Below are 22761 nucleotides of genomic sequence, written 5' to 3'. Positions count from 1 at the left end.
GCGCACCGGTGTCCCCCGTTCGCGGTAACGTGAGCCCCCTATGAACGCCAATCCCGACGTGCGGCACCCCGCCGTTTCCGTGATCATGCCCGTCCTCAACGAGGAGCGGCATCTGCGGGGAGCAGTCCAAGCGATCCTCGCGCAGGAGTACGCCGGCGAGATGGAGGTCGTGATCGCCCTCGGTCCGTCCACGGACCGCACGGACGAGATCGCCGCCGAGCTCGTGGCAGAAGACGCGCGTATCCACACCGTCCCCAACCCCACCGGCCGTACGCCCGCGGCGCTGAACGCGGCGATCAACGCCTCGCGGCACCCGATCGTCGTCCGCGTCGACGGGCACGGCATGCTCTCGCCGAACTACATCGCGACCGCGGTACGGCTCCTGGAGGAGACCGGCGCGCAGAACGTCGGCGGCATCATGCACGCCGAGGGCGAGAACGACTGGGAGCACGCGGTCGCCGCCGCGATGACCTCGAAGATCGGGGTCGGCAACGCGGCCTTCCACACCGGTGGCCAGGCCGGCCCGGCCGAGACCGTCTACCTCGGTGTGTTCCGGCGCGAGGCGCTGGAACAGCAGGGCGGCTACAACGTGGAGTTCATCCGCGCCCAGGACTGGGAGCTGAACTTCCGGATCCGTGAGGCGGGCGGCCTCGTCTGGTTCTCGCCCGAGCTGAAGGTGTCGTACCGGCCGCGGCCGAGCGTCAAGGCGCTCGCCAAGCAGTACAAGGACTACGGCCGCTGGCGGCACGTGGTCGCCCGCTTCCACGAGGGCTCGATCAACCTGCGCTACCTCGCCCCGCCGACCGCCGTGTGCGCGATCGGCGCCGGCGTCCTGGTGGGCGCGCTGCTGACGCCGTGGGGCTTCGTGGTGCCCGGCGGTTACCTCGCGGCGATCCTGCTCGGCTCGGTACCGGCGGGCAGGGGCCTGCCGCTGAAGGCGCGGCTGCAGATCCCCGTGGCGCTGGCCACGATGCACATGTCGTGGGGCTGGGGCTTCCTGACCAGCCCGCGGACGCTGGCGAAGAAGGTCATCGCCTCGCGGCGTCCCGCGGTGCGTGCGGACGCCACCGCGAGCTGACCCGACGCGGCCAGGGGCCCCTTCCCGGACGGGGAGGGGCCCCTGGCGTGTGCGCACCGGCGGGTCCCGGCGGGCGAACGGCGGGCCCGGCGGCGACGAGGAGGACCGGGGCCCTTCGGTCAGCGGGCCCCGGCCGCCGCCGCTGCCTTCAGGATGGAGCTCTTGCGTTCCTTGAGCGTGTTCAGCCAGCCGCATCCAGCCGGCGGAGGCGCTGCGCCGCTGACCGGCCACGGACACGAAGAAGGGGGCCCGCCGTCCTCCCGGACGGTCGGCCCCTTCTCTCACGCCGCTGCCGTGTTCACCACCGGTAGGGCTTGTACACGTCCATGCACTCCGTCTCGTCCGCGCTCAGCGCGTCCGCGGTCTCGGGCAGATCGCCCGCCTCGGGAGCCTTCTGCTTCGGGTAGGTCGTGCCCTCCCGCCAGTCGCTGCCGATGGTCAGCGTGGTGGTCACGTCGTCCGTGGCCCGTACCTGGCCGCTGGGGATGCCGACCGCCTTCGCCACCGACAGCGCGTTCGCCCGGCCCTGCTCCCCGGTGCTCGTCGGGTACGTCACCTGGGTCCGGGAGTGCGGATCCTGCTGTCCGGAGGCGACGGCCCGGGTGAAGCCCTCCTGCTGCAGCGCGGCCACGATCGCGGCTGCCCGCTGGGGAACGGCGGCCTGCTCGTCACCGGCCGTGCCGTTGACGACGGTGACCGACAGCCCCGCGGCCGGCGCGGCGGCGGGCCCGGTCGCCTTCACCGACGCCGGGGACGGACCCGAGGCCGGTGCCGCACTCGCCTTGCCGCCCTTGCCCGCCTTGTCGAAGGAGACGTCGTCGCGGAGCATCGCCCACATCTTGTCGGCGTCCTCCGGCTTGGGCACCAGGTGGTTGGGGTTCAGGGGGTCCTCGATCCACGGCATCGTCGTCATCGTGATGCGGTTGGTCGGGACCGACTTCAGCTGCATGCCGACGTCGTACAGCTCCTTGACCGTGCCGATCTCCTCGGACACCGTCAGCGCCTTCGTGCCCGCCTCGGCCAGCCCCATCAGGCGGCCGGTGTCGGTGAAGACGTTCTGCTGCTTCAGCGTCCGGATCATCGAGTTCATGTACATGTGCTGCGCCTTGGCGCGCAGCGGGTCACTGCCCCAGGCGTGACGGGTGCGCAGCCACTGCAGCGCCTCCTTGCCCTGCACCTTGTGCGTGCCGGCCTTCAGTTTCAGTCCGGAGCCGCCACCCTGACCGGGCAGCGGCCGGTCCCACACGTTCTGGTTGACGCAGACCGGGACGCCGCCGATGGCGTCCGCCATGTCCACCACTCCGGCGAAGTCGACCATCATCCAGTGGTCGATGTACACACCGGTCAGGTTCTGCCAGGTGGCGAGGGTGCAGCCCGGGCCGCCGCGCTGGAGCGTCTCGTTGATGATGGTGTTCTTCGCCGGGTACTTCTCCCCGGTGCCGGGGTCGACGCACTTCGGGATGTCCACCCGGGTGTCCCGCGGGATGCTCACCACGGACGCGCTCTCCCGGTCCGCCGAGACGTGCAGGAGCATCTGCACGTCCGCCAGGGGCTTGCTGCCGACGTTGTCCCGGCCGCCGCCGAGCTTGACGTTCTCCGCGGAGTTCCGGCTGTCGGAACCGATCAGCAGGATGTTGAGCGGGGTCTGGCCCGCCGCGTTGGGCCCGGTCTTCTTGACATCGGACTCGCCGCTGTTGCGCTTGCCCTTGTCGATGTTGCCGTTGAGGTGGCGGTAGTAGAGGTATCCGGCGCCGGCCGTCCCGAGTATCAGCACCGACAGCACGAGCGCGGACCAGCGCAATATCCGGCGTCCGCCGCCGTGCCGCCGGCCGTGCCGGCGGCCGTGGCCGCCTCCGCCCCCCTCGCCGCCGCCCGTGGCGGGCGCCGCCGTCCCCGGACGCTCGTCCTGGGCCAGGCCGCCCGAATCGTGCCGCGTGCCGCTTCCGCGCACGTCACTCTGCGCCATATCCCTGCCTCCCCACCCAATGGCCGACCCCGGGGCGCGCCCCGCGTCGTGTTCGGATCACGGGTGACCCGTGTCCGTCCGGACCCGGGTTCCCCCACTGCTCCGCCGGAGCACGGTCGTCCCCGTTTCTGGTTGGACCTCTGACATGCCCGGTCGGATGTACACCCGGCCGATTCGTCCGGGCTTGCTCCGTCCACCTGTTAGACGCAGGAAGGGACGGTCAGGTCACTTCGCGCACTCGACCTTGTCGGCCGTGGCCTTCTGGACGTCGTCCGGGACCTTCGCCGGAGTGGTGAGGGGCACGCCCGCCCCCTTGAAGTCCTTGCCCAGGGTCAGCGTCATCGCGGGCACCCCCTGGGAGTTGGTCACGCTCTTGCCCGGCTTCAGCGCGGCACCGGACAGGCCCATGATCGCGGCGAGCCGGCGCGCCTGGTCGGCCTGGTCGGGCGCGTACTCCAACGTGGTCCTGGCCAGCGGCTCTTCGGCGTTGCCCGCGTTCTCGGACCTCGTCACGCCCTCCTCGACCTGGAGCCAGCTGAGGGTCTCCTGGGCGCTGCCGGAGACGGCCCCGCCGTTGAGGATGCGCACCCGCACCTCGGAGGCCGGGGCCTTGGTGCCCTTCAGCCGGGCGGCCTCGGCGGCCTTCTCCTTCTTCTTCTCCTGCTTCACGGCGGTCAGCGACACGTCGTCCCTGACCATCGCGAACAGCTGCTGGGCCTGAGGCTCCTTCAGGACCACCGTGGCCTTGACCCTCTCCGCGGGGTTGTCGACGACGGGCACGGTGGCGAAGGTGAGGTTCTTCGTGTCGAACTTGCCCAGTTCCGCCCCGAGATCGGCCAGCTTCTTGATCGTGCTGATCTGGGAGTCGACGGTCAGCGCCTTGGTGCCCGCCTCGGCCAGCTTGATCATCTTCGAGGGGCTGGTGAGGGTGTCGTTGGACTTCAGCTTGCGCAGCATCGAGCCCAGGAACTGCTGCTGCAGCTCGATGCGGCTCAGGTCGCCGCCGAAGCCCACCGAGTGCCGGGTGCGGACGAAGGCCAGCGCCTGCTCGCCCTCGATCGTGTGCTCGCCCTTGGGCAGGTCGAGCTTGGAGTCGGGGTCCTTGATGTCCTTGGCCAGACAGACGTCGACGCCGCCCACCGCGCTGGTCAGCGTCTTGACCGCGTTGAAGTCGGCCACCATGAAGTGGTCCATCTTCAGCCCCGTCAGCTCGGTGATGGTGCGCATGGTGCAGCTCGGCGTACGGTCCTCCTGCCCGAGGCTGTTGTTGAAGCGAGTGCGCTGCTTGCCCGGGATGACCTTCTCCGAGCCGTCCTCCTGCGTCGTCGGGCAGTCCGGGATGTCGGTGATCAGGTCACGCGGAATGCTCAGCACCGTCGCGTTCGTGCGGTCCTTGGAGACGTGCAGCACCAGGGTGGTGTCCGCGTGCCCGGCGCTGTTCTTGTCGCCGTAGCCCTCGTTGCCCTTGCCGGTGCGCTTGTCGGTGCCGATCAGCAGGATGTTGATCGCGCGGTCCTTGCTGAACCCGCCGGTGCCGGCGCCGTCGTCGGAGACGGACGTGATGTTGCCGTTGAGGTGCTCGTAGTAGAGGTACGCGGCCGCGCTCGTCCCCACCAGGACGAAGGCAAGCGACCCGCCGGTCCACATCAGGACCTTCTTGCCCTTCCCCTTCTTCTGCACCTTCTTCTGCACCGGACCGCGTGCGCGCCGCCCCTCTGCCGGGGTGCCGGAGCGTCGGCGGGGGGAGGGGGCCTCACCGTCGGAGGCGGCAGCCCCGGGACGCCGGGACGGTTCGGGACGGCGGGCACGGGCCGCACCGCCCGGGCCACGGCCACCGGAACCACGGGAACCGGGAACGGACGGCTGCGCTGCGGAAGGGGCCAGTCGCAGTTCGTATTCGCCGGTGTCCGGGTTGAGTACCCACTGGTCTGCGGGATCGACGTCGTCCGCCCGCCCACGGCCTTGCGCGTCCACGGTTGCCTGTTCCTCCGTATGGCCACGCGGCGCCCTCCCCCGGAAGGCGCACGGTGCTGGTCAAGCAGTGCACGCCCCCAGGACGGACCTCATGGGTGAGAGCACTGGATCGCACACACTATCCGCACACTTCGGCGTCAAGCGACGTGGGTGAGAAATTGCACGTTCTCACAACTGGGCAATCCCGCCCATTTGTTTGGAGGAAGTCCGGTGAACGCGAAGGAATGTCACTTCACTTGGCGCACTCCACCTTGTCGGCGGTGGACTTCTGCACCCCCTCCGGTGCCTTTGTGGGCGTGGTGAGGGAGACCCCCGCCCCTTCGAAGTCCTTGCCGAGGGTCAGCGTCATGGCGGGCAGCCCCTGGGAGTTGGTCACGCTCTTGCCCGGCTTCAGCGCGGCACCGGACAGACCCATGATCTCGGCGAGGCGGCGGGCCTGGCCGGCCTGGTCGGGCGCGTACTCGAGCGTGGTCCTGGCCAGGGAGGACGGCGCGTTGCCCGCGTTCTCGGACCGGGTCACGCCCTCATCGTTCTGCAGCCAGCTCAGCGTCTCCTGGGCGCTGCCGGCGACGGCACCGCCGTTGAGGATGCGCACCCGCACCTCGGAGGCCGGGGCCTTGGCGCCCTTCAGCCGGGCGGCGACCGCGGCGGCCTCCTTTTTCTTCTTCTCCTTCACGGAGGTGAAGGAGACGTCATTCTTGATCATGTCGAAGACCTGCGGGGCCGTCGACTCGTTCAGCACGACGGTGGACTTGACCTTCTCCGTCGGATTGTCGATCACCGGGGTGGTGGTGAACGTCAGGTTCTCGGTGTTGAGCTTGCCCAGTTCCAGACCGAGGTCCTTCAGCTTGCCGATGCTGTCCAGCTGCGAGTCGACGGTCAGCGCCTTCGTGCCCGCCTCGGCCAGGTCGAGCATCTTCGACGGACTGGTGAGGGTGTCGTTGGACTTCAGCTTGCGCATCAGCGCGCTCAGGAACTGCTGCTGCAGCCCGATCCGGCTCAGGTCACCGCCGAAACCGACGGCGTGCCGGGTGCGCACGAACGCCAGCGCCTGCTCGCCCTCGATGGTGTGCGTGCCCTTGGACAGCTTCAGGTGCGAGTCCGGGTCGTCGAGGTCCTTGCCCACACAGACCTCGACCCCGCCCACCGCGCTGGTCAGCGTCTTGACCGCGTTGAAGTCGGCGACCATGAAGTTGTCGGGCTTGACCCCGGTCAGTTCGGTCACGGTCCGCATCGTGCAGCTGGGCGTACGGCCGTCCTGGCCGAGGCTCGTGTTGAAACGGACCTGCCGCGTGCCGGGTATGACCTTCTGTGTGCCGTCCTCCTGCGTCGTCGGGCAGTCCGGGATGTCGGTGATCAGGTCACGCGGGATGCTCAACGCGGTGGCGTTCGACCGGTCCTTGGACACGTGCAGCAGGATCGTGGTGTCGGCGTGCCCGACACTGCCCGCGTCGCCGTAGCTGCCGTTGCCCTTGCCGGTGCGCTTGTCGGTGCCGATCAGCAGGATGTTGATGGCCTTGTCCTTGCTGAAGCCACCGGTGCTCGCGCCGTCGTCGGAGACGGACGCGATGTTGTCGTTGAGGTGCTCGATGTAGAAGTACGCCGCACCCGCGCCCGCGACCAGCACGAACGCCATCGTGCCACCGGTCCACAGCAGGACCTTCTTGCCCTTCGAGGCCTGCTTCGCCGGACGCCGTCCGCGCCGCCCCGGCAGCGGCTCCTCCGGCGCGCCGCGCCGCCTGCGCGGCGGCGGCACCGCGCGGCCGGGCGTCTCGGGCCGTGACGGGCCGGGCGCCTCCGTACGGCTGCGCGCGGGCGGGGCCGCCTCGGAGGGTCGTGGCCTGCGCGGCGAGGGGACACCCGACTGCGGTGCGGAAGGTCCCAGTCGCAGTTCGTATTCGCCGGTGCCCGGGTTGAGCACCCACTGGTCTGCGGGATCGACGTCGTTCGCCCGCCCACGGCCTTGCGCGTCCACGGTTGCCTGATTCCTCCGTCGGGGGACGCGGCGCCTTCCCCCTCCAAGGCGCCCGGGTCTCGGTCACACAGTGCGCGACCTCAGGACCGTCCCTCAGAGCCGGGCGCACCGGATCGCTCACACTAACCGTCCCTTTCGCCGACGGGCGACGACGGTGACACATTCCACGTCCCTACACCTGGGCAATTCGCCCATTTCTCTGGAGAGAAGTCATTGCTGTGGAGCCGTCTTGGCGCCCGCTTTACTCGCAGGTGTCCTCAGCTGCCGTGTTCCCCCGATACGTCGGTGGCGGAGAAACGGTGACGGCGGGCTCGCGGTAAGGGCCCGGATACGCGTCCCCGTACGACCCGTCACGCGTGCCGGTGAGCCTCAGCAGGGCCGAATTCCGCGGGCCGTTCCCCTCCACGACCAGGGGAGAGTCCGTGCGCAGCCGCTCGAACAGCCGCTGTGCCGCGGGCTCCACGAGTTGGTCGCGATTGGCGTCGTACGCATACGACTCCCGGGGGACGGTCAGGAATTGCACTTGTTCCATGGGGATGTCGCGCAGGCCGCGCACGAGTTCGTACAAACCACGCAAGCTGGCCAGTTCCGGGTCGGTGGTGAGCGACGACGTGGCGGCGTCCAGCACGGGATACAGCTTCGCCGGATTCAGCAGGACGTCATTGCTGCGCACCTTGTTGACCAGTGCCCCGAGAAATCGCTGCTGCCGCTCCATCCGCTCCGTGTCGCTGCCGTCGCCGAGGGTCTTGCGGGCGCGGACGTAGCCGAGGGACTGCTCGCCGTTCAGCGTCACGCGCCCGGCGGGCAGCCGCAGCTTGGCGGCCCGGTCGTCGATCGGCTCCCGCAGGCACACCTCGACACCGTCGACCGCGTCGACCATCTCCTTGAAGCCGTGGAAGTCGACGACGACGTGGTGGTCGACACGGATGTCGGTCAGCTTCTCCACGGTCCGGATGGTGCAGGCCGAACCGCCGATCTGAAAGGCCTGGTTGAACATCGCGAACCGGGGCGCGCTGCGGGACCCGTCCGGGCGCCGGCAGCCCGGCAGGTTCACCATGAGGTCCCGGGGGAGGGAGACGGCGGTGGCGCTGCCCCGGCCCGCGGACAGGTGCAGCAGGATCGTGGTGTCGGACCGCTCGGTCCCGGAGTCCCGCCCGTAGCGGGCGTTGTCACGCCCCTCCCGCGAGTCCGACCCGATCAGCAGGATGTTCCGGGCGTCCTTGACCAGGGAGGTCGGCCGCTCCTTGTCGTAGCGCGCGAGCTCGGCCGCGGCCGCCTCGTCGCGCGTGATGTTCCCGCTGAGCTTCGCGTAGAGCGCCCAGCCGGTCCCGCCGGCCGCCACGAGGAGACCCGCGGCCCCGAACGCCGTGATGCGCACCCAGCGCCGTCGGCGCCGCCGCACCAGCCCCCGCCCACTGGCGGACGCCCCCGCGCCCGGCCCGACCCTGTAGCCCACGGCAGCACCCATCCCTCCTGACGTAGGAACGCCCCGCGCGCACTGCTCCTACGACCATGGCGCGGATGGAGGGCCGGGGGCGGGTGGGGATGGGCCGAACGGGGTGCGGGGGGCGCCGGAACGAATACGGCGCGTGCGGCCGGGCGCCGAACGGCGCCTGTGGGCCGGCGCCGGGCGGCTGGGGTGACTCGGTACCAGGGCGGCTGGTGAGGCCCGGCGCCGGACGGCGACTGCCGTGCGCGGCCCGACGCGGGCGGTCGTCGTGGCGGCGGCTTCGCGAGCGGCGGCGGGAACACCGCCGGCCGACGGCGAACGTGTTCGTACTGCCCCGGTGTCAGTGGCCCGCTGTGCCTCGGGCGATCACCGTGACGCGTTCGCTCTCCACCCGCTTGTCCAGCACCCCGTCCCCGGCCTGCTCCAGGTGCCGGCACAGCACCACGGAACCCCCGGTGGCCAGAGGCCCGAACAGCCCGGCGTTCAAGCCGTCCCACGTGTCGTACGGCAGCCCCGACAGGATCCGCGACCCGGGCCCGGTCAGGCCCAGTGCCGCCGCCTCGGCCCGGGCCCGCTCGACCACCTCGGCCCCGCTGAACTCCCGCCCGGCCACGACCAGCGCGGGCCCGTCGGGATCCACGGGCGCGTACGGCACGAACCGGTCGCCCTGCCCCGGTACCTCCACCGCGTAGTCGACGAACCCCTCGGGCGCCTGCGGGAACCGCCCGCCGAGCGGTCGCAGCGCCATCGCGATGCGCGCCCCGGAGCAGGCGCGTGCCTCCTCCAGCCGGTCCGGCCCGCTCACCACGACGTCGGCCGCCCGGGTGTCCCCCGACACGTCCGCGACGACTCCCACCGACGCGCACGCCAGCAGCCACACGGCCGTCTGCCAGTGCGCGGGCAGCAGCAGCGCCACCCGGTCCCCGGGCTCGACGGACAGTTCGTCCTGGAGGAGGTTCGCGGTCTTGGCCACCCAATTGGCGAAGGTGGCCACGGACAGTTCGACGCGTTCGCCCGTGGCGTCGTCGTAGAAGGTCACCAGGGGACGTCCCGGGTCCGCGGCGAGCGCGGAACCCAGCAGGTCGGCGGGGGTGCGGTCGGTGGCGTTCATCGGCGCAAGCGTACGCGGCGCACGGGCCCCCACCCAACGGCCCGCCCACCGCCCCACCCCGATTCCGCCACCGGTTCGGCCGAATCCGGGCCGACGGGCCGTCAAATCCCAAATGGACAGACTTATACGACTATGTCCAAGATCAGGGGCATGCGTGGATTCCTTGCTTCCTCGATCGGTGTCACCTGTGCGGCCGCTCTGGCCCTCCCCCTCACCTCTCCCGCCCTCGCGGCGACGGCGAGACCGGTGCCGGCCACGGACGCCGCGACGACGGCGAGACCCGCACCCCATGCGGGGACCCGGGGCACGGCCCCGACCGCCCGTGGCGCGGCCGAGCCGAACGCAGCCGGCAGCACCCAGTCCCTCCCCCTCGAACCCCTCACCCGCACCCGCGCCACCCCGTCCGCCCCCGCCACCGAGCAGGGCCTGTCCCGCCGTGCCGTACGCCATTTCTCCCTCGTCGGCGTCGTCTGGGACGACCCCGACGCCGAACTGCACGGCCGCGTCCAGGTCCGCACCCGCGCCGCCGGCACCGGCACCTGGTCGGACTGGCAGGACGTGGAGACCCACAACGCGGACCACGCCGCCGACCGGGACACCCCCGAGCGGGCCTCGGACCGCGTCCGTGGCGCTACCGCACCGCTGTGGGTGGGCGATTCCGACGGTGTGGAACTCCGCGTCAGCTCCGAGTCCGGCGGGCCGGAGGCCGGTTCCCACGAGTCCTCCGGCACCCGCGACCTGCCCGCCGCGCCCCCGCTGCCCGCGGGCCTCCGCCTCGAACTCGTCGACCCCGGCGAGGGCGACACCGAGCGCGGAACGGAGGAGGAGCCCCGCGCCGCCGACGCGGTGAGCGTGTCCTCCGCCCTCGCCGAGGCTTCCGCCGCCAACGCCGGCCTCGCCCTGTTCGGCGCCACCGGGATCGCGGCACTGAGCCGCGTCGAGACCGAGCGGGATCACCCTGCCCGGGGCACAGGCGAAGTGACGGGGCAGCAGCGGCAGGCCAAGCCGTACATCGGCCCGCGCCCGGGTATCGTCACGCGGCGCGGCTGGGGGGCGGACGAGGGGTTGCGGGAGAGCGGCTTCCGGTACACGAAGAAGGTCAAGGCGGCCTTCGTCCACCACACGGCCAGCGGCAACAACTACCGCTGCTCGCAGGTCCCCTCACTCATCCGCAGTATCTACCGCTACCACGTCAAGAGCATGGGCTGGCGGGACATCGGCTACAACTTCCTCATCGACAAGTGCGGAAAGATCTACGAGGGCCGTGCAGGGGGCGTGGCGAAACCGGTCCTCGGCGCGCACACCCTGGGTTTCAACAGCAACAGCATGGGGATCGCCGTCCTCGGGTCGTACGGCGCGAAGAAGCCGTCGAACGCCGCGGTCAAGGCCGTTGCCCGGCTCAGCGCCTGGAAGCTGGGGATGTACGGGATGAACCCGATGAAGAAGACCACGCTGCAGTCGGCCGGCAGCAACCTCTACGGCAAAGGCAGGAAGGTGCGGCTGAACGTGATCTCGGGGCACCGGGACGGCTTCCTGACGGAGTGCCCCGGCGGGAAGCTCTACGCGAAGCTCGGCTCGGCCCGCTCCAAGGCGGCCCAATACCAGGGCCGCTGAGTACACGTTCGCCGCCGTCGGGTGGCAGCGGGACGGAATGCCGCACGGCCAGCGAAGGCGCCACGGAACGGTCTGCATACACTGACCGGCCGAAAGACAGTTCGGCCGGTCCCGGCAGGAAGCAGAGACGACACGTGACAGAAGCGATCCTCCTGGTCGGCGGCAAGGGCACCCGGCTGCGCCCGCTCACGGTGCACACGCCCAAGCCCATGGTCCCGGCGGCCGGGGTGCCCTTCCTCACGCACCAGCTGGCGAGAGCGAGAGCGGCCGGTGTCGAGCACATCGTCCTGGCCACCTCCTATCTGGCCGAGGTCTTCGAGCCGTACTTCGGTGACGGCTCCGCCCTGGGACTCCACCTCGAGTACGTCACGGAGGAGGAGCCGCTCGGCACGGGCGGCGCCATCCGCAACGTCGCCTCCCGGCTCCACTCCGGCCCCGACGACCCGGTCCTGATCTTCAACGGCGACATCCTGACGGGCCTGGACATCCAGGCTCTCGTGGACACCCACGAGACGACGGGCGCGGACGTCTCCCTGCACCTCACGAAGGTCACGGACCCGCGGGCCTACGGCCTGGTCCCCACGGACGACACGGGCAGGGTCCTGGCGTTCCTGGAGAAGCCGCAGACCCCCGAGGAGATCGTCACCGACCAGATCAACGCCGGGGCGTACGTCTTCCGCCGCTCGGTCATCGACTCGATCCCGCTGGGCCGGCCGGTGTCGGTGGAGCGGGAGACCTTCCCCGACCTCCTCTCCGCCGGAGCCCACCTCCAGGGCATGGTCGACTCGACGTACTGGCTGGACCTCGGCACACCGGCGGCGTTCGTCCGGGGCTCGGCGGACCTGGTCCTCGGCCGGGCCCCGTCGCCCGCCGTCCCCGGCCGCTGCGGCGACCGCCTGGTCCTGCCCACGGCGCAGGTCGCGTCCGACGCGAAGCTGGCGGGCGGCACGGTGGTGGGCGAGGGCGCCTTCGTCGCCGAGGGCGCCCGGATCTTCGGCAGCACGATCCTGCCGGGCGCGGTCATCGAACCGGGCGCGGTCATCACCGACTCCCTGATCGGCACCCGGGCCCGCGTCGGCCAACGCTCGGTCCTCACGGGCACGGTCATAGGCGACGGCGCGGTGATCGGCCCCGACAACGAACTCCTGGAGGGCGCCCGCATCTGGTGCGACGCCCGCATCCCGGCAGGAGCGGTCCGCTTCTCCTCGGACCAGTAGGCCGGGACACACGGGGCGCCGCTGCGTCCACCCGTGCTCGAGGGCGGCACGGGTGGGCGCAGCGGCACCTCGTCGCGCCGAGCTGCGGACCCACCCGCCCCCGGCACCAACGCCGAACACCTGAAGAGCTCACAACTGCCCGATGTCCCACCGAGGCATCTTCGGCGCCCGCCGCGCCGGCACCCTCCCGCTCAGCAGGATCAACCGAGCCGCCCGATGCCGCTGACCCGCATACGGCTCCAGCAGCTCCAGCATCGCCGCGTCATCCGCGTCCCGGTCCCCGGCCAGCGCCCACCCCACGATCCCGGGCAGATGCAGATCCCCCACCGTCACCTCGTCCGCCGCCCCATGACTGCGCTGCACCGTCTCCGCGGAGGTCCACGGCCCGACCCCCGGCACCAGCTCCAGCCGTGCCCGAGCCGCCCCGGGCTCCATCCCCACGGCCTGCTCCAGCCGCGCGGCGACCCTCACCGCACGCAGGATCGTCGACGCCCGCTTGTTGTCGACCCCGGCCCGGTGCCACTCCCACGACGGGATCAGCGCCCATGTCCGCGGGTCCGGCATCACGTACATCCGCGCGGGCGCGGGCCCCGGCGCCGGCTCCCCGAACTTCCGCACCAGCAGCCGCCACGCGCGGTAGGCCTCATCGGTGGTGACCTTCTGCTCCAGGATCGACGGGATCAGCGACTCCAGCACGAGCCCGCTCCGCGTCAGCCGCAGCCCCGGCCGCCGGTGCCGGGCCGACGCCAGCAACCGGTGCCGCGGCACGAACGCCGAGGGGTCGTCCGCCGCCCCGAGCAACTCCGGCAACCCCTCCAGCAGCCACAAGGCCCCGGGCCCCCACGCCTCGCCGCGCACCCCGCCGCCGTACGCGCACACGCGCAGCGTCCCGGGCCCGGCCGGGGTGAGACTGGTGCGCCACACGGACCCGTCCGGTGTCGCCCGGAACGTCGGGTCGCCGGGCCCGCGCCGCAACGGGCCGAGCACGAGGCCGAGGTCGAGCGGCCCGTCCGGCACCCACTCCCGCACCCGGACCGGCCCCGTCGCCTGCCGGGGCACACCCGCGGGCACGGCGACCTGCCCGCCGCGCACCGTGGTACGCGTGGGCCGCTGAGCGAACCGTCCTGCCATGAATGACGTCCCTGGGATCCGTGAGGAGTGGCCCTACGAGCGTAGGCGCCGCCCGGCTCCTGTCACCGCACCTCGATGAACGCGCCCGCGTCCCGCTCGGGCCGCGGCCGCGGTTCCTCGGCCGCGTGCCCGACCGCCACCGCCCCCATCGGGTCCCAGTCCGCCGGCAGATCCAGCACCTCGCGCACCACGTCCCGGCAGAACATCGTCGACGACACCCAGGCCGAGCCCAGCCGCTCCCCGGCCAGCGCGACCAGGAAGTTCTGCACGCCGGCACCCGTGGCGACCACGAACATCTCCCGCTCGGCCGAGTCCCTGCGCGGGTCGCCGTACGTGTGCGAACCGTCCATGACCAGACAGGGGACGACGAGGCAGGGCGCGTTGCGCAGCACGTCCCCGCGCCGGATCCGCTTGGCGATGGACTCCTCGCTCTTGCCGTCCCGCCGCAGGTCGGCGATCCATGCGTCCCGCATGGCGTCGAGCAGCCGTGTTCGCGATTCCTCCGACTCCAGCAGGACGAACCGCCAGGGTGTCGTGTGGTGCGGGGCCGGGGCGGTCACGGCCGCGGCCACGGCCCGCCGTACGGCACCGCCGTCGACGGGCTCGTCCGTGAAGGACCGGACCGTGCGCCGCTGGGTCACGGCCAGGCGGACCGCCTCCGAGGTGCCGAGGCGGAACATGTCGTCGCGTGCGCCGCGGACCATGGCCCGCGCTCCTCCACCGTCGTCGCCCTGCGCGACCAGGTGCCCGAGCCCGCGCACCACGGCGACGGGCAGCCCCGAGGCCTTGCCCTTGACCAGGTCGCCGGCGGCGGCGAGTTCGTCGGCGGTGGCGACGACGGTGGCGCTGAGCGGATTGCCGTACGCGTCCGTGCCGCCGCGCAGATCGTCGAGCACGCGCACGCCGGCGGCGCCGATCGCGACGTCCGTGAGCCCGGAGCGCCAGGGCCGGCCGAACGTGTCGGTGACCACGACCCCGACCTCGACGCCGAGGGCGTCGCGCAGCCCGTCCCGGATGGCGCGGGCGGAGGCGTCCGGGTCCTCGGGCAGCAACAGCACCGTCCCGGCAGGGGTGTTGGACGCGTCGACCCCGGCCGCGGCCATGACCAGGCCCTGCCGGTTCTCCACGATCCGCAGGGCGCCGCGCCGGGCCACCACCCGGACCGTCTCGGCGTCGATCGCCGCGTCCCGGTCCGCGGCCCGGACGACCCGGCCCTCCGCCTTGGACACGATCTTCGAGGTGACGAGCAGGACGTCCCCGTCGGCCAGGCCGGGCTCGGCGGCCGCGATCAGCTTCGCCAGGTCGTCCCCGGCCGCGATCTCGGGCAGCCCGCCCAGGGCCCACACCCGGTACCCGGCGGCACCCGGCTCCGCGCCGGTGACCTCGCCGCTCACGCGCCCCGCACCTCCTCGGCCAGCGCCAGCGCCTCCTGGGCCATCCGTGCGGTCGCGCCGGCGTCGCTCATCATCAGCGGCACGGCCCGGCAGCGGATCCCGGCCGCCTCGACCCGTTCCACCGCGCCGGCGTCGACCGTGTCGACGAGCCAGCCGTCCAGCAGGCCCGAGCCGTAGTGCTCGGCCACCGCCGTGGCGGTCGACTCGACGCCCACGGCGGCGAGCACCTTGTCGGCCATGCCCCGCACGGGCGCGTCACCGACGATGGGGGAGAGGCCGATCACCGGCACCCCGGCGTCGGCGATCGCCTCCCGGATACCGGGCACGGCGAGGATCGTGCCGATCGACACGACCGGGTTGGACGGCGGGAAGAGGATCACGTCCGCCTCGGCGATGGCCTCCAGAACACCTGGAGCGGGCTTCGCCTGGTCGGCGCCCACCGGCACGACGGCCCGGGCGGGCACCGAGGCGCGCAGCCGTACCCAGTACTCCTGGAAGTGGATTGCCTTGGTCTCGCCGTCCAGCTCGACGGCCACATGGGTCTCGACGCGGTCGTCGGACATGGGGATGAGCCGCACGCCCGGCTTCCAGCGGTCGCAGAGCGCCTCCGTCACCGCGCTCAGCGGGTACCCGGCGCCGATCATCTGCGTCCGCACTATGTGCGTGGCGAAGTCCCGGTCGCCCAGGCCGAACCACTCGGGCCCGACGCCGTACGCCGCGAGCTCCTCCTTGAGGTGGAAGGTCTCGTCGGTGCGCCCCCAGCCCTGCTCCTCGTTGATGCCGCCGCCGAGCGTGTACATCACCGTGTCGAGGTCCGGGCAGACCTTCAGCCCGAAGAGGTGGATGTCGTCCCCGGTGTTGCCGATGACGGTGATGTCCGCGTCCGGGACGGCCCGCTTCAGACCACGCAGGAACCGGGCACCGCCGATGCCGCCTGCCAGAACCACAATGCGCATGGGAGCCAGTCTTGCAGGCCCCTGCGACAACCGGTCAGGCAGTCACCACACCCGGTACGTCCCGGGCCTCGCAGTGCTGTGCCGTGTGCATCGGCATCTCCGTCAGGCCCGGGTAGTACACGTGCAGGCTCACCGCCGGCTCCAGCGCGTCGTTGACGACCTCGTGCACGTACCCCGGCGCGAACACGCGCTGCGCGCCCGCCCGCAAGGCGCGTGTGCCCCGCTCGGTGCGCTCGGTCAGCGTGCCGTCGAGGACGGTCAGCACGCCGGAGGAGCGGCCGTGGTCGTGCAGCCCGCTGCCCTGCCCGGGCACCCAGGACAGCAGCCACACCTCGTAGCCCGGGCCGGTGCGCAGCCGGTGGTACCAGCGGCTGGAGGCGTCGTAGCGGACGAGGTGCTCCCACTGGGAGCGGTCCTCGGCGAGGGAGCGGGCCAGTCCGACGAACTCGGCGACGGTGGCCGGGTGCTCGCGCGGGGTCTGGAGGAGGTGGGTGACTTCGAGGATGTCGCCGGCGATCTGGAGGTCGCTGTCGCTGTTCATGGGGTGCGTGGTTCCTCAGTGAAAGAAGGTCAGAGGGAACGGGAGCCGAGAGACGGGTGGGGCTCGGCCTTCAGCTGGAGCAGGGGTGGCTCAACAGCTGGAACAGCGACAGCTACAGCGAGCGCGGGCAGCACCGTGGGACCCGGCGGTGCGGGTCGAGGTGAATGCCAAGTTCGCGAGCATGCCCACAAGGACACCGGCTCACACCTTCGCTGTCAACTCGACACCCGGTACGTGGGACGTGTTTCACCTCATCCGGTCGATCGCTCAGATGAAAGGTTTGTTCATGCCCCGCCCGGGACACATGGCGTCCAACCGGGCGCACAAACCCCGTTGCGTACTCGTGATCCGACTGTGATCCGTTTCGCTTCGACGTGCGTGTCGGAACGAGATCGAACCGCTGGGCGTCCTTGTCCGTACAGGTCTGCGCGGGGTCCGCCGGAAGGTGTGAGCCCTCGCGGGCTCGGTCTGTGTGTCAGGCTTTATGGTGATTTGAACACTTTCCGCATGGGCTTGGTTCCGCAGAGTGAATAAGGGGCTCAATAGCAGATCTCGGCTTGACTCGCCCGGAGCAGCACACTTGTAATTTCACTCGTGTCGTTCAGCCGGAATCGGTAACGGCTAGATCACGGGGACGCGAAAGACAGACGAGGGGCGCACATGACCGAGACGGTGCAGCAACTGCTGGTCGACGACGCGGACGAGGAACTCGGCTGGCAGGAGCGCGCGCTGTGCGCCCAGACCGACCCCGAGTCCTTCTTCCCCGAGAAGGGCGGCTCGACCAGGGAGGCCAAGAAGGTCTGCCTCGCCTGTGAGGTCCGCTCCGAGTGCCTCGAGTACGCCCTCGCCAACGACGAGCGATTCGGCATCTGGGGCGGCCTGTCCGAGCGGGAGCGCCGCCGGCTGAAGAAGGCCGCCGTCTGACCCCACCCCTCCTTGCGTGAACGGCCCGTCGCCCGTGGGTTATCCACAGGCGGCGGGCCGTCTTCCGTGCAGCCGATAGTGTGGTCGCTCGTCCGAGACGCCCCGCCGCCCCCACCGGGCGCAGGCGTCCACCGCAGTCCACCGAACCGGGGCCCGTACCTCGATGTCCGTGCACAGCCACCCGGCAGCCCATCACGACACCGCTGCCGCACCTGAGTTCCCGCGCCACGTGGTGACCGCGGTCCTCGTCTCCCACGACGGCGCCCGCTGGCTGCCCGACGCGCTCGCCGGACTGCTCGGCCAGGAGCGTCCCGTCCAGTACGCGATGGGGGCCGACACCGGCAGCTCGGACGCCTCCGCGCAGCTGGTCACCGAGGCGCTCGGCGCCGACCGGGTGCTGCACCTCGCCCGCCGCACCGGCTTCGGCCAGGCCGTCGAGGAGTGCGGCCGCAGCGCCCCGGTCCTCACCCCCGAGGAACTGCCGTACCTGAAGCGCCCCAGCGGCTGGGACCCGGTCACGCGCTCGTGGCGCGACGACGCCTACGACCTGCCCGAGCTCCCGCACGGCGAGCCGGTGCAGTGGCTGTGGCTGCTGCACGACGACTGCGCTCCCGACCCGGACGCCCTGGCCCAGCTGCTGCGGGTCGTGGACACCGAGTACGAGCTGGGCCGCGAGGACGTGGCCGTCGTGGGCCCCAAGCTCCGCGGCTGGTACGACCGGCGGCAGCTGCTGGAGGTCGGCGTCTCCATCGCCAACTCCGGCCGCCGCTGGACCGGCCTGGACCGCCGTGAGCAGGACCAGGGTCAGCACGACCACGTCCGGCCCGTGCTGTCGGTGTCCACCGCCGGCATGCTCGTGCGCCGCGACGTCTTCGAGCAGCTCGGCGGCTTCGACCGCCACCTGCCCCTCATGCGCGACGACGTCGACCTGTGCTGGCGCGCGCACGCGGCCGGCTACCGCGTCCTGGTCGCCCCCGAGGCGGTCGTCCGGCACGCCGAGGCGTCCAGCCGCGAGCGCCGCACGGTCGACTGCGTGGGCCGCACGGCGGCCTCCCCGCACAAGGTCGACAAGGCCGGCGCCGTCTACACCCTGCTCGTCAACTCGCGTACGGCCGTGCTCCCCTGGGTGATCCTGCGGATCGTGCTCGGCACCGTGCTGCGGACCGTGGCCTACCTCGTCGGGAAGGTCCCCGGGCAGGCCGTCGACGAGATCCGCGGCCTGATGGGCACCCTGCTCCGGCCCGAGCGGATCCTCGCCGGGCGGCGCGGCAGAGGCGCACCCCAGATCGACAAGGGCGAGCTGCGGGCTCTGTTCCCGCCGCCCGGCGCGACCGTCCGCGTCACCGTCGAGCAGGTCGCGAGCAGCCTCGTCGGCCGCTCCGACCCGGAGGTCGCGGCCGGCGCCGGACGGCACGGCAGCGCCGTGGAATCGGGCCCCGGCGGCGACGACGCCGACTTCCTGGAGATCGAGCAGTTCGCCCGGCTCAAGCGCATCGCGCGCAAGCCCGGCCCGGTCCTGTTCCTGGTGCTGCTCCTCGTCTCCCTGGTCGCCTGCCGCCAGCTCCTCGGCGGCGGCGCGCTCGCGGGCGGCGCCCTGCTGCCCGCCCCGGCCGGCTCCGGCGAGCTGTGGTCGCGCTACCTCGACGCCTGGCACCCGGTCGGCGCCGGCGGCACCTCGTCCGCGCCGCCGTACGTCGCGCTCGTGGCGATGCTGGCGTCCCTGCTGTTCGGCTCGACCGGCCTCGCCGTCACCGTCCTGCTCGTCGGCTCGGTGCCGCTGGCCGGTATCGCCGCCTACTTCGCCTCCCGCCCGCTCGTCGAGTCCCGGCTGCTGCGTGCCTGGGCGGCCGTCGTCTACGCCTTCCTGCCCGCCGCCACCGGCGCCCTCGCCGGCGGCCGCATCGGCACCGCCGTCCTCGCCGCGCTGCTGCCGCTCATCGCCCGTGCGGCCATCGCGGCCGGCGGCCTGACGCGGGGCGGAGCGCGCGGCAGCTGGCGCGCCACCTGGGCGTACGCGCTGCTGCTGACCATCACCACCGCCTTCACGCCGGTCGTGTGGCCCATCGCGCTGCTCCTCGGCATCGGGCTGCTCGTGCTGCGCCGGAGCGACATCACGGCCTACGGGCTGCGGTTCCTCGCCCAGCTCGGCACGCCCCTGCTGCTCCTCGCCCCCTGGTCACTGACCCTGCTCCCGTTCGGCTTCCTCGAGGAAGCGGGCCTCGAGTACGGCCCCTCGGCCGCCTCCGCCCTCGACCTGCTGGGCGCCAGCCCGGGCGGCCCGGGCACCGTCAGCGGCCTGATGCTCCTCGGCATCGTGCTGGCCGCCCTCGCAGCCCTGCTGCGCTCGGAACGCCAGTCGGGCATCCGGACCGCCTGGGCCGTCGCCCTGACCGGCTTCGTCTTCGCCGTCCTGTCCAACAGCTCCACCTGGGCCGGACCGGCGACGCTCGTCTACGGCATGGCCCTCCTGGCGGCCGCCGCGCTCGGCGCCGACGGGGCACGCGCGCGCGTGGCCGAGCAGAGCTTCGGCTGGCGCCAGCCGGTCGCCGTGCTGATCGCCTTCGCCTCGGCCGCGGGCCCGCTGCTCATCGCCGCCGGCTGGATGATCCGCGGCGCCGACACCCCCCTGGAGCGACGCGACCCGACACAGGTCCCCGCCTTCGTCGCCGAGGAGAGCAGCACCCGCGACCAGGCCCGCACCCTCGTCCTCGACAGCGACTCCGGCGCCCACGTCGGCTACATGCTGGTCCGCGGCTCCGGCGCACGCCTCGGCGACGGCGAGATCGCCGCGGCCGACGGCGAGAACGGCAGGCTCGACAAGGTCGTCGCCAACCTGGTCGCCGGCTCCGGTGCCGACCAGGCCGACCAGCTCGGCGGCTTCGCCGTGCGCTACGTCCTGGTCCACCAGGGCGCGCCCCGCGAGGTCACCCGCGTCCTGGACGCCACGCCCGGCCTGACCCGGCTCAGCCAGCAGGCCGGCGGCGCGCTGTGGCGCGTCAACCGGGAGGTCGCGCGCGCCACGGTCGTCTCCGCCTCCGGCACCCCGCAGCCCGTCGCCGCCGGGCCGGTCGACATCCACACCAGGATCCCCGCCGGCGCCGGCGGACGCGTGCTGCGCCTCGCCGACTCCGCGGCCGACGGCTGGACCGCCACCCTCGACGGCAAGCCACTGACCCGTACCACGGTCGACGGCTGGGCCCAGGGCTTCCGGCTCCCCGCCTCCGGCGGCACGCTGGACGTCACCTACGACGACCCGATCGGTCACACGGCCTGGCTGTGGGCCCAGGGCCTGCTCGCCGTCGTCCTCGTGGTGCTCGCCCTGCCCGGCCGGCGTCGCGACATCGACGACGACCTGCCCGACGAGCCGGCCGTCCCGGCCGAGGCCGTCGCCGGTGAGGGCCGCCGGGCCCGCCGCCTGCGCGCCCAGGCGGAAGCCGAGGCGGAAGAGGCCGCCGTCCCCGAGGAGTTCCCGCCCCCGCAGCCCCAGCAGCCGCCGGCGGCGGTGCCCCAGCAGCAGAACTACGGCGAGTGGGACAACGCCGGCCACCAGAGCGGCGCGTACGCCGGATACGGCGACCAGTACCAGAACGCCCAGTACCCGGCGGACGCCTACGGGCAGCAGTACCAGGCGGACCCGTACCAGGGCGGCCAGTACGACCCGTACGCCTACGGCGGCCAGGGCCAGAACCCGTCCTTCTACCAGCAGGGCTACGACCAGACCTACGGCCAGGGCCAGGGCTACGGAACGCCGTACGACCCGGCGCAGCAGCACCACCCCCACGGCACGGGCAGTGAGCGTCCCGACGGGAGCCAGCAGTGAACCGCACCACCCTGTCCCTGATCGCCGGCACGACCGCGCTCGCCGCCGTCACCGGCTTCGCAGCGCTGTCCCAGCCGGACGCGCCGGGCACGGACACCGCCAAGGCGGCGGCCCAACTGCCCGTGGAGCGCACCAGCCTGCTCTGCCCGGCGCCCAGCACGTCCGACCTCGCCGAGACGTCCTACACGTCGTTCACGCCCGTCACCAAGGGCGCCGGAAGCGGCGGCAAGGCCGAACTCAGCGCGGCCACGCCGGAGTCGGCGGACGCCGCGCCCGACGGCAAGGACACGGGTGACGGCGAGAACGGCGGCAAGTCCGGCGGCGAGGACGGGGACGAGGACGGCGGGAAGTCCGGCAAGGACCAGTCCGCAGAGCCCGTGCTGACGCCCAAGGAGCCCGGCAAGCCGGTCACCGGCGACAGCTCCGGCGGCGACGCGCCCGCCCTCGTCGGGACCGCCGACGGCAGGTTCGCGCCCGGCTGGACCGTCCAGGAGACGACCGAGGTCGCCGCGGGCACCGGGCGCGGCCTGCAGGGCGTCAACTGCACCGCCCCGGACACCGACTTCTGGTTCCCCGGCGCCGACACGGCCGCCGACCGCACCGACTACGTCCACCTGACGAACCCCGACGACTCGGCCGCCGTGGTCGACATCGAGCTCTACGGCAAGGACGGCGCCCTGAAGTCCGCGGTGGGGGAGGGCATCACCGTCCCGCCGCACTCCAGCGAACCGGTCCTGCTGTCCACCCTCACCGGCGAGCGGCAGACCGACCTCACCGTGCACGTCAACGTCCGCAGCGGACGCGTCGGCGCGGCCGTGCAGGCCCTGGACGACAAGATCGGCGGCGACTGGCTGCCCGCCTCCACGGACCCGGCGGGCAGCCTGGTCCTGCCGGGCATCCCCAAGGACGCCACCTCCGTGCGCCTGGTCGCCTTCACCCCCGGCGACGCCGACGCGGACCTGAAGGTGCGCCTCGCCTCCCCCTCCGGGCCGATCACCCCGGCCGGGCACGAGACGGTGCACGTCAAGGGCGGCATGACGACCGCGGTCGACCTGGGCGACGTCACCCGCGGCGAGGCGGGCTCGCTGGTGCTGACCCCGACGGACCGGTCCGTGCCGGTCGTGGCGGCCCTGAAGGTCGTACGCGGCAAGGGCGGCAAGCAGGAGACGGCGTTCATCCCGGCCACCCGCCCCGTCGGCACGCGCGCGACGTCCGCCGACAACAGCGGCAAGGGCAGCACCCTGTCCCTGACGGCCCCGGGCTCCGCGGCCACGGTCAAGGTCACCGCCTCGGCCGGCAGCGAGGGCGGCACGCCGGTGTCGAAGACGTACACGATCAAGGCCGGCACGACCCAGGACATCGAGCCCCCGGTCCCCGGCGGCCTCAAGGGCACCTACGCGCTCACGGTCGAGCCGGTCTCCGGCGGCCCGGTGTACGGCGCCCGCACCCTGGCGGCGAACGAGGGCGGCGTCCCCGCCTTCACGATCCAGACACTGCCCGACGACCGGGGGACGGTGGCGGTACCCGAGGCGGACGAGGACCTGTCGGTGCTCCAGAAGTAGATCCGCAGGCGGGCGACCGTCCGGATCAGCCGGCAGCCGGTGACGTCC

Annotated in this window: 15 protein-coding genes; 6 read left to right on the top strand and 9 right to left on the bottom strand. The window is 72.4% G+C overall.

Annotated features, from left to right (window positions below):
* Positions 1-40 precede the first annotated feature (40 nt).
* Positions 41-1078, top strand: coding sequence for a glycosyltransferase family 2 protein (locus tag AB0937_RS17260; protein ID WP_366712584.1), 1038 nt, complete (start codon positions 41-43; stop codon positions 1076-1078).
* Positions 1079-1376: 298 nt separating this feature from the next.
* Here AB0937_RS17260 and AB0937_RS17255 read toward each other — a convergent pair whose 3' ends face one another.
* The 5 genes from AB0937_RS17255 to AB0937_RS17235 all read right to left on the bottom strand — a co-directional run bounded on the left by AB0937_RS17255 (position 1377) and on the right by AB0937_RS17235 (position 9554).
* The gene (locus AB0937_RS17255) at positions 1377-3044 is read right to left on the bottom strand and encodes an LCP family protein (protein ID WP_366712583.1); all 1668 of its coding nucleotides are present in this window, start codon (positions 3042-3044) and stop codon (positions 1377-1379) included.
* A gap of 225 nt (positions 3045-3269) precedes the next feature.
* A complete protein-coding gene (locus AB0937_RS17250) occupies positions 3270-5018 on the bottom strand; it encodes an LCP family protein (protein WP_366712581.1) in 1749 nt (582 codons plus the stop codon).
* A gap of 232 nt (positions 5019-5250) precedes the next feature.
* Complete coding sequence (locus AB0937_RS17245) at positions 5251-6993, bottom strand: LCP family protein (RefSeq protein WP_366712580.1); 1743 nt, start codon at positions 6991-6993, stop codon at positions 5251-5253.
* A gap of 241 nt (positions 6994-7234) precedes the next feature.
* Positions 7235-8461 carry an LCP family protein gene (locus AB0937_RS17240; protein ID WP_366712578.1) on the bottom strand — a complete coding sequence of 409 codons (1227 nt, stop codon included), beginning with the start codon at positions 8459-8461 and terminating at the stop codon, positions 7235-7237.
* A gap of 322 nt (positions 8462-8783) precedes the next feature.
* Positions 8784-9554, bottom strand: a complete 771-nt coding sequence (locus tag AB0937_RS17235; RefSeq protein WP_366712577.1) for a TIGR03089 family protein — start codon at positions 9552-9554, stop codon at positions 8784-8786.
* Positions 9555-9704: 150 nt separating this feature from the next.
* Here AB0937_RS17235 and AB0937_RS17230 point away from each other — a divergent pair, with 150 nt between their 5' ends.
* Complete coding sequence (locus AB0937_RS17230) at positions 9705-11168, top strand: N-acetylmuramoyl-L-alanine amidase (RefSeq protein WP_366712575.1); 1464 nt, start codon at positions 9705-9707, stop codon at positions 11166-11168.
* Positions 11169-11302: 134 nt separating this feature from the next.
* Complete coding sequence (locus AB0937_RS17225) at positions 11303-12385, top strand: NDP-sugar synthase (protein ID WP_366712573.1); 1083 nt, start codon at positions 11303-11305, stop codon at positions 12383-12385.
* Between the two features lie 129 nt (positions 12386-12514).
* Here AB0937_RS17225 and AB0937_RS17220 read toward each other — a convergent pair whose 3' ends face one another.
* The 4 genes from AB0937_RS17220 to AB0937_RS17205 form a co-directional block, all read right to left on the bottom strand.
* Positions 12515-13516 (bottom strand): DNA-3-methyladenine glycosylase 2 family protein, encoded by a 1002-nt coding sequence (locus AB0937_RS17220; protein WP_366712572.1) that lies wholly within the window; start codon positions 13514-13516, stop codon positions 12515-12517.
* A 62-nt stretch (positions 13517-13578) separates the two neighbouring features.
* Positions 13579-14910 (bottom strand): coenzyme F420-0:L-glutamate ligase, encoded by a 1332-nt coding sequence (locus AB0937_RS17215; RefSeq protein WP_366712571.1) that lies wholly within the window; start codon positions 14908-14910, stop codon positions 13579-13581.
* Positions 14907-15866 (bottom strand): 2-phospho-L-lactate transferase, encoded by a 960-nt coding sequence (gene cofD, locus AB0937_RS17210; protein WP_366712569.1) that lies wholly within the window; start codon positions 15864-15866, stop codon positions 14907-14909. The genes AB0937_RS17215 and cofD overlap by 4 nt, the downstream gene beginning before the upstream one ends.
* Positions 15867-15900: 34 nt before the next feature.
* Complete coding sequence (locus AB0937_RS17205) at positions 15901-16407, bottom strand: cysteine dioxygenase family protein (RefSeq protein ID WP_366712568.1); 507 nt, start codon at positions 16405-16407, stop codon at positions 15901-15903.
* Positions 16408-17067: 660 nt separating this feature from the next.
* On the opposite strand from AB0937_RS17205, the gene AB0937_RS17200 reads away from it, so the two are divergent.
* The 3 genes from AB0937_RS17200 (at position 17068) to AB0937_RS17190 (ending at position 22713) form a co-directional block, all read left to right on the top strand.
* A complete protein-coding gene (locus AB0937_RS17200; RefSeq protein ID WP_010034659.1) occupies positions 17068-17331 on the top strand; it encodes a WhiB family transcriptional regulator in 264 nt (87 codons plus the stop codon).
* 163 nt (positions 17332-17494) lie between these two features.
* Positions 17495-21151 (top strand): glycosyltransferase family 2 protein, encoded by a 3657-nt coding sequence (locus tag AB0937_RS17195; protein ID WP_366712565.1) that lies wholly within the window; start codon positions 17495-17497, stop codon positions 21149-21151.
* Positions 21148-22713, top strand: coding sequence for a DUF5719 family protein (locus tag AB0937_RS17190; protein ID WP_366712563.1), 1566 nt, complete (start codon positions 21148-21150; stop codon positions 22711-22713). Before AB0937_RS17195 ends, AB0937_RS17190 begins: the two co-directional genes overlap by 4 nt.
* Positions 22714-22761: the final 48 nt, after the last annotated feature.

This window comes from Streptomyces sp. NPDC047880 (genome assembly GCF_040706515.1).
Lineage (GTDB): Bacteria > Actinomycetota > Actinomycetes > Streptomycetales > Streptomycetaceae > Streptomyces.
This window is presented reverse-complemented; position numbering and strand designations above follow the sequence as displayed.

What these genes read in the sequence shown, in the direction of transcription:
- AB0937_RS17230 (WP_366712575.1), top strand. Translation starts at nt 9,705, where the DNA reads ATGCGTGGATTCCTTGCTTCCTCGATCGGTGTCACCTGTGCGGCCGCT.
- AB0937_RS17200 (WP_010034659.1), top strand. Translation starts at nt 17,068, where the DNA reads ATGACCGAGACGGTGCAGCAACTGCTGGTCGACGACGCGGACGAGGAA.
- AB0937_RS17235 (WP_366712577.1), bottom strand. Translation starts at nt 9,554, where the DNA reads ATGAACGCCACCGACCGCACCCCCGCCGACCTGCTGGGTTCCGCGCTC.
- AB0937_RS17240 (WP_366712578.1), bottom strand. Translation starts at nt 8,461, where the DNA reads ATGGGTGCTGCCGTGGGCTACAGGGTCGGGCCGGGCGCGGGGGCGTCC.
- AB0937_RS17205 (WP_366712568.1), bottom strand. Translation starts at nt 16,407, where the DNA reads ATGAACAGCGACAGCGACCTCCAGATCGCCGGCGACATCCTCGAAGTC.
- AB0937_RS17195 (WP_366712565.1), top strand. Translation starts at nt 17,495, where the DNA reads ATGTCCGTGCACAGCCACCCGGCAGCCCATCACGACACCGCTGCCGCA.
- AB0937_RS17220 (WP_366712572.1), bottom strand. Translation starts at nt 13,516, where the DNA reads ATGGCAGGACGGTTCGCTCAGCGGCCCACGCGTACCACGGTGCGCGGC.
- cofD (WP_366712569.1), bottom strand. Translation starts at nt 15,866, where the DNA reads ATGCGCATTGTGGTTCTGGCAGGCGGCATCGGCGGTGCCCGGTTCCTG.
- AB0937_RS17255 (WP_366712583.1), bottom strand. Translation starts at nt 3,044, where the DNA reads ATGGCGCAGAGTGACGTGCGCGGAAGCGGCACGCGGCACGATTCGGGC.
- AB0937_RS17260 (WP_366712584.1), top strand. Translation starts at nt 41, where the DNA reads ATGAACGCCAATCCCGACGTGCGGCACCCCGCCGTTTCCGTGATCATG.